General features: G+C 29.1%; 8 protein-coding genes. All 8 read right to left on the bottom strand.

The features are described from left to right. A partial coding sequence (locus tag VK071_02900) for a hypothetical protein (protein ID HLR34259.1) occupies positions 1-790 on the bottom strand: 790 nt, incomplete at its 3' end. Positions 791-951: 161 nt separating this feature from the next. Further along, complete coding sequence (locus VK071_02895; GenBank protein ID HLR34258.1) at positions 952-1251, bottom strand: hypothetical protein; 300 nt, start codon at positions 1249-1251, stop codon at positions 952-954. Beyond that, positions 1248-2471 carry a MobV family relaxase gene (gene mobV, locus VK071_02890; GenBank protein HLR34257.1) on the bottom strand — a complete coding sequence of 408 codons (1224 nt, stop codon included), beginning with the start codon at positions 2469-2471 and terminating at the stop codon, positions 1248-1250. The genes VK071_02895 and mobV overlap by 4 nt, the downstream gene beginning before the upstream one ends. 437 nt (positions 2472-2908) lie before the next feature. Next, the gene (locus VK071_02885) at positions 2909-3283 is read right to left on the bottom strand and encodes a hypothetical protein (GenBank protein ID HLR34256.1); all 375 of its coding nucleotides are present in this window, start codon (positions 3281-3283) and stop codon (positions 2909-2911) included. Next, the gene (locus VK071_02880; protein ID HLR34255.1) at positions 3280-4089 is read right to left on the bottom strand and encodes an Eco47II family restriction endonuclease; all 810 of its coding nucleotides are present in this window, start codon (positions 4087-4089) and stop codon (positions 3280-3282) included. The genes VK071_02885 and VK071_02880 overlap by 4 nt, the downstream gene beginning before the upstream one ends. Positions 4090-4091: 2 nt before the next feature. Beyond that, positions 4092-5195 carry a DNA cytosine methyltransferase gene (locus VK071_02875; GenBank protein ID HLR34254.1) on the bottom strand — a complete coding sequence of 368 codons (1104 nt, stop codon included), beginning with the start codon at positions 5193-5195 and terminating at the stop codon, positions 4092-4094. Between the two features lie 29 nt (positions 5196-5224). Next, a complete protein-coding gene (locus VK071_02870; protein HLR34253.1) occupies positions 5225-5635 on the bottom strand; it encodes a hypothetical protein in 411 nt (136 codons plus the stop codon). A 70-nt stretch (positions 5636-5705) separates the two neighbouring features. Further along, on the bottom strand, positions 5706-6436 hold a 731-nt coding region (locus VK071_02865; GenBank protein HLR34252.1), incomplete at its 5' end, for a hypothetical protein.

The following is a 6436-nucleotide window of genomic DNA, read 5'->3' as shown; positions in this document are numbered from 1 at the left end:
CTTCTTTAGTATATTGGCTAGGTCTAAAAGGCTTTCTTATATCTACCTGATTTTCTACTTCATCAGTATAGGCATTAATATAATCTAAACTTACTCTATCTCCAGTCTTAAAAGCTTTTACTGGTAAATCATACTTATCATTCTTAGATCCAACCATTCTAAAACCTTGATTGATTGATTGATATTGGATCTGCTTTTCCTGTGAAGTCGACTTATATTCCCACATCTTAAAGGTTAAGTCATACTTTAACTTCTTTAGCTGAAGCTTTATATTTGGATATAACTCAATAGGCTCATCAAATACATAGTAAATGTGTAGTCCTGTACCACTCATAACTAAAAAAGTCGGCTGTGGTAGCCTTCTAAGACCTGGCTCTTGTCCCATTCTTAGAAATAAAGTAAGTAACTCATCTTTACCTACACAATCTAAGTCAAATACTAAAGCATTCATATGTTGAGCATGAGCTAGTCTATTAGTCCTTCCCCTATAAGAAAGTCCAGAACATAAGGTCATTGGATTATTTTCTACAAACTCCTTATAATCTTCTTCCCAAGTATCATTAAGCATTATCCTTCTTCTTAACTGTCTATCAGTCCCTTCATCTTTAGAATCTTTATATAAATACACTGCATTAGGCTTAGAATAATCTCCTGATAACTCTCCTTGAGCCTGGTTATTAGGAAATATATATCTATAAAATTCTTCTCCTTCTATCTCCTTATAATGAAAAAACAGCAGATCTTCTACTTCTCTATAATTCTTCTTAACATCAATAATATTATTAGACACATAATCACTCTCCTAAAACTGCTTGTCCATTAGGGGACTTAGATTATCAATGAAGTTATTTGAACACTTTAATTATATCTTATATTTATAAATAATTCTAGGTCTAACTGCTTGTCCATTAGGGGACTTAGATTATCAATGAAGTTATTTGAACACTTTAATTATATCTTATATTTATTTTTTTCACTTTTATAATCCATAAACGAATCAAATGCATCAAAAAATATCATCATAACTACTAACCTTTCTACCCTAATATCCCCATCTAGAGTCCCTATTCCAACTGCTAAATACCAAATGGATTTAACCAATTTTGATATATGCTTTTTCCATTTAAAATCTAATACTCTTAATATAAAATATCCAATAAAAGAAACTGGCATTATTTTATAGCCTAAATTTTGCATTATTTCGCCTAATAATTGTAATTTCCTTCCTATGTCTATCATTAAAATAATCACCTACTCATTCCCCTGGACTGTTTCCTTGTTTCCTTCTTGTATTCCTTCTGGAAGTTGTTTTCTAGGTTAGCTTTTCCTACATTACCACTTATAGTATTAACCAGATCTTTAAATAGAGATTTAAAGGCTTGTAAATCGCTTGTACGCTCTTTTAAAAATTCTTTAGTAGAATTGTATATTAATCTTATTTCTTCTCTTAAATTGGCTACTGTGGCTCTTAAACTCTTATTCTCATCAATTAGAGAGTTATAATCTTTCACAAGTAAGTTATAGTCATCTATAACTTCATTAGTTTTAGTCTTTAAATCTTTAACTGTAGTTTTAAGTTCTTTATTTTCTTTATAAACATCACTATCTAAAATCTTATTTAATTGTTCTTCTTTTTCTCTACCAGTTTTTAAAGCTTGTTCTAGTTTTGAAAAATCTTCTTCTGAAATAATTAAATTGCCAGTTTTCTTTTTTACTGTCTTAGTAAATTCATGTCCTAAAAATTTTTCGCCACTTGGAACTTTTACATCTTTTGTTTCTCTAGTGATTGTTACATCAATTTTATTAGGTATTTTATTTTCTTTTGTGTAAGCCTTTAATTCATTTTTCTTTCGATCAATCTCTCTTTCAATCTCTTTTTCTTTCTCTTTTAATTCTTTAAATTCAGGAACAGTTAGATTTTTTCTATCCGATCCTTCAAGACCCCTTTTAATATCAAAACCTTTTTCTTGTAAAAATTTTGGTAAATCTTCTTGAACATTACGAAGTGCTTCACGATTAAAAACTCTCTTAGCAGATAATTTTTTATCTTCATCAAATGGAACTATTCCCATGTGTAAATGGGGAGTAGATTCATCTAAATGAACTGTGGCATATCTAATATTTTCTTCTCCAAAGTTTTCTGCAAAATATTCTTTAGCAGAAATAAAAAATTCTTTTGTATCTTCATCAGATAAATTTTCAAAAAATTTTCTGTCGCTAGTAATGATCCATTCATTAATTAATACTGCATCTTTTCTAACTGCCCTGGTAGTAGATTTGTTTTCATTTATAAATTTTTCAATATCTTTTTTATAATTATCAGTACGATTAACCAGGTCATAATTTAATTCAGAAAGAGAAGTATCTATATCAGGATTAGAATGATTTTTTGTTTTTCTCTGATTATGATTTCCAATTCCTATTAAGTTTTCTGCTTTCATCTTTTGCATTCTAGCAACTATCATTGACATAAAATCACTCCTTCAAAAACCTTAGTGTATATACAATACTCGGAACACCTTCCATGTAAAGTATAACACACTATACCTTACAATGTAAGGTGTGTGGTCTGCCGACGGCTAAAACCATTCAGCTTTCAGCTGAAGCAAGTGAAAATTCATCACTTGCAAAAAGACAAAACCTTTCTTTTTTTCGTAAAAAAAGAAAATAAAAAAACGACCATCGCCAACTAGATGAAAAAACTTATTGGCTATAGTCGCTTAGAAAAGTCAAGGATCAGGTAGTATTTTTTAAGAGAACCATTTAAAAAATCTCCACCTTTTACTCCTTGACTTTTCTATTTTGTCCATTGACTTTTCATTACCAAAAGCCAACTAGAATGAAATTTTTAAAATTATTTTGTCTTTTGTCCTTTTATTATAATGGACAAAATATTTGTTTTTATATCCTATCGTTTTGTATCTTTTAGTAATTTAATTACTTCTTCTTCTGTAGGATTCTTTCCTAATTTATACAATCTTTCTAGATTATCTGGATTAGATATAATTGGTTCAAGAAATGAAAACATGAATTCAGTCATCTTTTCATTTTCTTTAGATTTGCCTTCTGCTTCCATTATCTTAATTTGACTATCAGTTTGTGCTTGTATTTTTTTTATTTCTCTTTCAGTATCTGCTTTTATACTTTTTATTTCTCTTTCAGTTTCTTCTTTAACAGAAAGAATCTCTGAATTAGATTTTTTTACAGCACTTAAATAACTTATAACCGAAGTAATTATAGGGGGAACGATGCTTGCCAATAAAGCTATTAGATCAACTTTCATTTGCAATCCTCCTCTTGAATTTCAAAATCTTTTCCAAGTTCTTGATCATCAATAAATTTTAACTCATCAAATCCTTCATAACCTTCAAAAGCTAAATTATAAAGATTAAGGAAGAAACTCTTTTCTTTAGTTAACTCTTTTACAATCTTTTGTTCTTCTAAATCATCATATTCATCAATTGCTATTTCCTTCAATGTTATTGGTAACCAAGATACTAATTTTCGGAATGCATTCTTATCTCCTGTTGCTAACTCATAAAACTTATCTATACTTACCCGCCTTATATATTCGGAAGATTTTTTCTCTTTATTTAATGTTATTTCCCATGGAACATCTTGACTCTTTTTAGCAATAACTTCAACTAACATACAAACAACTTTTTCTTTTTTTTCTAAAGACTCTATAATTTTATCTTGCATATTAATATATGTTTTTTGAGAAGAACTAGAATTCATTGTATTATGCTTATTTTTTAACTCTACATAGACACTATAATCATTTTTTACTATATCAAACCCTTCTTTTGGTACATGCCAACCATTAATATATTTGAAAATGTTTTGATGAAAATATCCTATATCATTATTAATTGACTTGTCTACTTGTCTATTTTGTTCTGTACTTATCAATTCATTTATATCTTGTCCAGTTAAAAAATATGTAAAGGTTAGTTTAATAGGATCAATTATATTCCTATTAAACTCCTCTATATCTGAAGGCTGAACCAATGAATGTATTTTATTAAAGTATACCTTAACATGTTTCTTATAATCTTCTTTTGTTATAAAATCTAAGTCCCAATTCATATTTATTCTTTTTCCTCCTCTACAATTTTATCTAATGTTTTTACTATAGACTTCCCTATTTCATAGGCTAAATTTACTGGTACAGCATTGCCAATTTGTCTATAGGCTGCTGATATAGATCCCATAAACTTATAATCGTCTGGAAATGTTTGTATTCGTGCATATTCTCTAATATTAAATGGTCTAGTTTCTGAAGGGTGGCATCTTTCTGTTTGTTTTTGTGCTGGGCTAGTTGTTAAAGTTAAAGAAGGTTCTTCATAAGATAACCTCCTTGCCATTCCTCTTCTTCCACCACCAGAAAAATAACTTTTACCCATATATTCTCTAGCTACTTCATCAGGTAAATCTACCCAACACCCTCCTGGGGGGACTAATTCTAAGACTTTCTTTTTGTTTTCTGGATATTTACTTCCCTCTGATGAAGGAACATTAAATAAAACATCACTTAAAACAGGCTTGTTTAAGTATTGGTTAGGCCATTCAAAGGCAGTATTAAGGCTTTTTTGTATTCCTATTATAAATACCCTTTCCCTTTTTTGAGGTACATTGTAATCCCAAGCATTTAGAACTCTATAATCTATATCATAATTCATAGTATTTAATATATTAAATACAACCTCAAAGGTTTTTCCTTTGTCATGATTTAATAAACCTTTAACATTTTCAAGAACGAACATTTTAGGCATAACTTCCTTTATTATTTTTGCTAACGAGTAAAATACCGTTCCTCTTGTATCATCTAAACCTGCTCTTTTTCCTGCATACGAAAAAGGTTGACATGGAAAACCACCTGTAATTATATCTATTGATTTTTTGTTATCTATAGTTGAATCTATCCCTTCTTCTGCAATCTCATTGATATCTTTTTCTAACACATTCCAATTTGGAAAATTATGTTTAACTGTACTGTTAGCATCTTTATCAATATCAATTAAAGCTATAGGATCTAATCCTGCCTTATGCAATCCCAGTGCCATACCTCCTGCACCAGAAAACAGTTCTAATACTTTATATCTTTTTTCACCAGATTTAATATCATCTAAATTAAATAACTTAAAACATTTTTTATTTAATTCGGAATCAAGTTCTAATTGTAATTGCCCCACTTACTCATTCCTCCCTATAAGAATTATAACTAACTTCTTCTAAATAATTTTTCCCAAATACTTTTATTTGCTTCTTTATGTTCTTCAATTATTTCTTCCTTACTTTCTAGTAATTGTACCTTTTCTTGTTCTTTCAAGGTTAATATTTGCTGATTTTCTAATAACCTTTGTAAATGTTCTATTTGTTCTTGTTGTTTAACAATCTGTTTATCTTTTTGTGCAAGCTGTTGTATAAGTATATTATCTATTTCTTCTTTCTTTTCTTCTGTTTTTGGATCTTCAACTAAAAAATGCTTTCGAGCTTTTTTTATAACATCATCAGTTATCAAATAAGGCGAGTTTACAGCCTTATCAACCTTTTTGATTTTATTGTCAGCTAGCCATTTTCTCATAGTATTATAGTGAACATTACATAAATCAGCTAATTCTTTTACAGTCATACTCTCACTCCCTGTTACACAATTTGTTCAACAACAGTATAACAAATTGTGTAACCTATTGTATAACCTATTAAAGATATTTATAAACAGTTGTTCGACTTATTCCTAAATTTCTAGCAATTTCTGTTGGAGTAGAAGCAGGATTTTCTACTAAATACTCTTTAACTAAAGATTCCTTTGTTCCACTCCCTTTAGGTCTACCTTCTTTATTTCTCCATTCACCATTTGGATAAACAACATCTCTAATTGCATTCATAACTAAGATATGTTGTTTCTGATTTCTATAATTCCTTTTATTTCTTTCAATTCTAATGTCTGTTAATTTTTCTATATCATGAATAGTAAAATTATAATACTGCCTGTCATAGGTCTCTAAGGCAGATTTAATATCTTCTTCCTCAAGTGGATTAGAATGTTCTATCTGACTTAATTCATCAAACTTTTCATACATATCTGCTTCAACTTCTTCTCTAGAAATATTACATTTAACAGCATAGATAACCATACACATTAAATAAAAATATCTATGTCCACCCTTAACCTTACTACTCTGCCTTAACCACCAATCATAGAGATCTCTCTTTATATTCCATTTTTTCTGATTTCTATTTTTCTCAACTACAACTCTTTGATACCATTCTGGAAACTTCTCTTTAGCTTCTTCTTTAGTATATTGGCTAGGTCTAAAAGGCTTTCTTATATCTACCTGATTTTCTACTTCATCAGTATAGGCATTAATATAATCTAAACTTACTCTATCTCCAGTCTTAAAAGCTTTTACTGGTAAATCATACTTATCAT

Source organism: Tissierellales bacterium, assembly GCA_035301805.1.
Classification (GTDB): Bacteria; Bacillota; Clostridia; order Tissierellales; family DATGTQ01; genus DATGTQ01.
The sequence above is the reverse complement of the archived record's forward strand: the minus strand, read 5'-3'. Positions and strand labels throughout refer to the sequence as shown.

What these genes read in the sequence shown, in the direction of transcription:
- mobV (HLR34257.1), bottom strand. Translation starts at nt 2,471, where the DNA reads ATGTCAATGATAGTTGCTAGAATGCAAAAGATGAAAGCAGAAAACTTA.
- VK071_02885 (HLR34256.1), bottom strand. Translation starts at nt 3,283, where the DNA reads ATGAAAGTTGATCTAATAGCTTTATTGGCAAGCATCGTTCCCCCTATA.
- VK071_02880 (HLR34255.1), bottom strand. Translation starts at nt 4,089, where the DNA reads ATGAATTGGGACTTAGATTTTATAACAAAAGAAGATTATAAGAAACAT.
- VK071_02870 (HLR34253.1), bottom strand. Translation starts at nt 5,635, where the DNA reads ATGACTGTAAAAGAATTAGCTGATTTATGTAATGTTCACTATAATACT.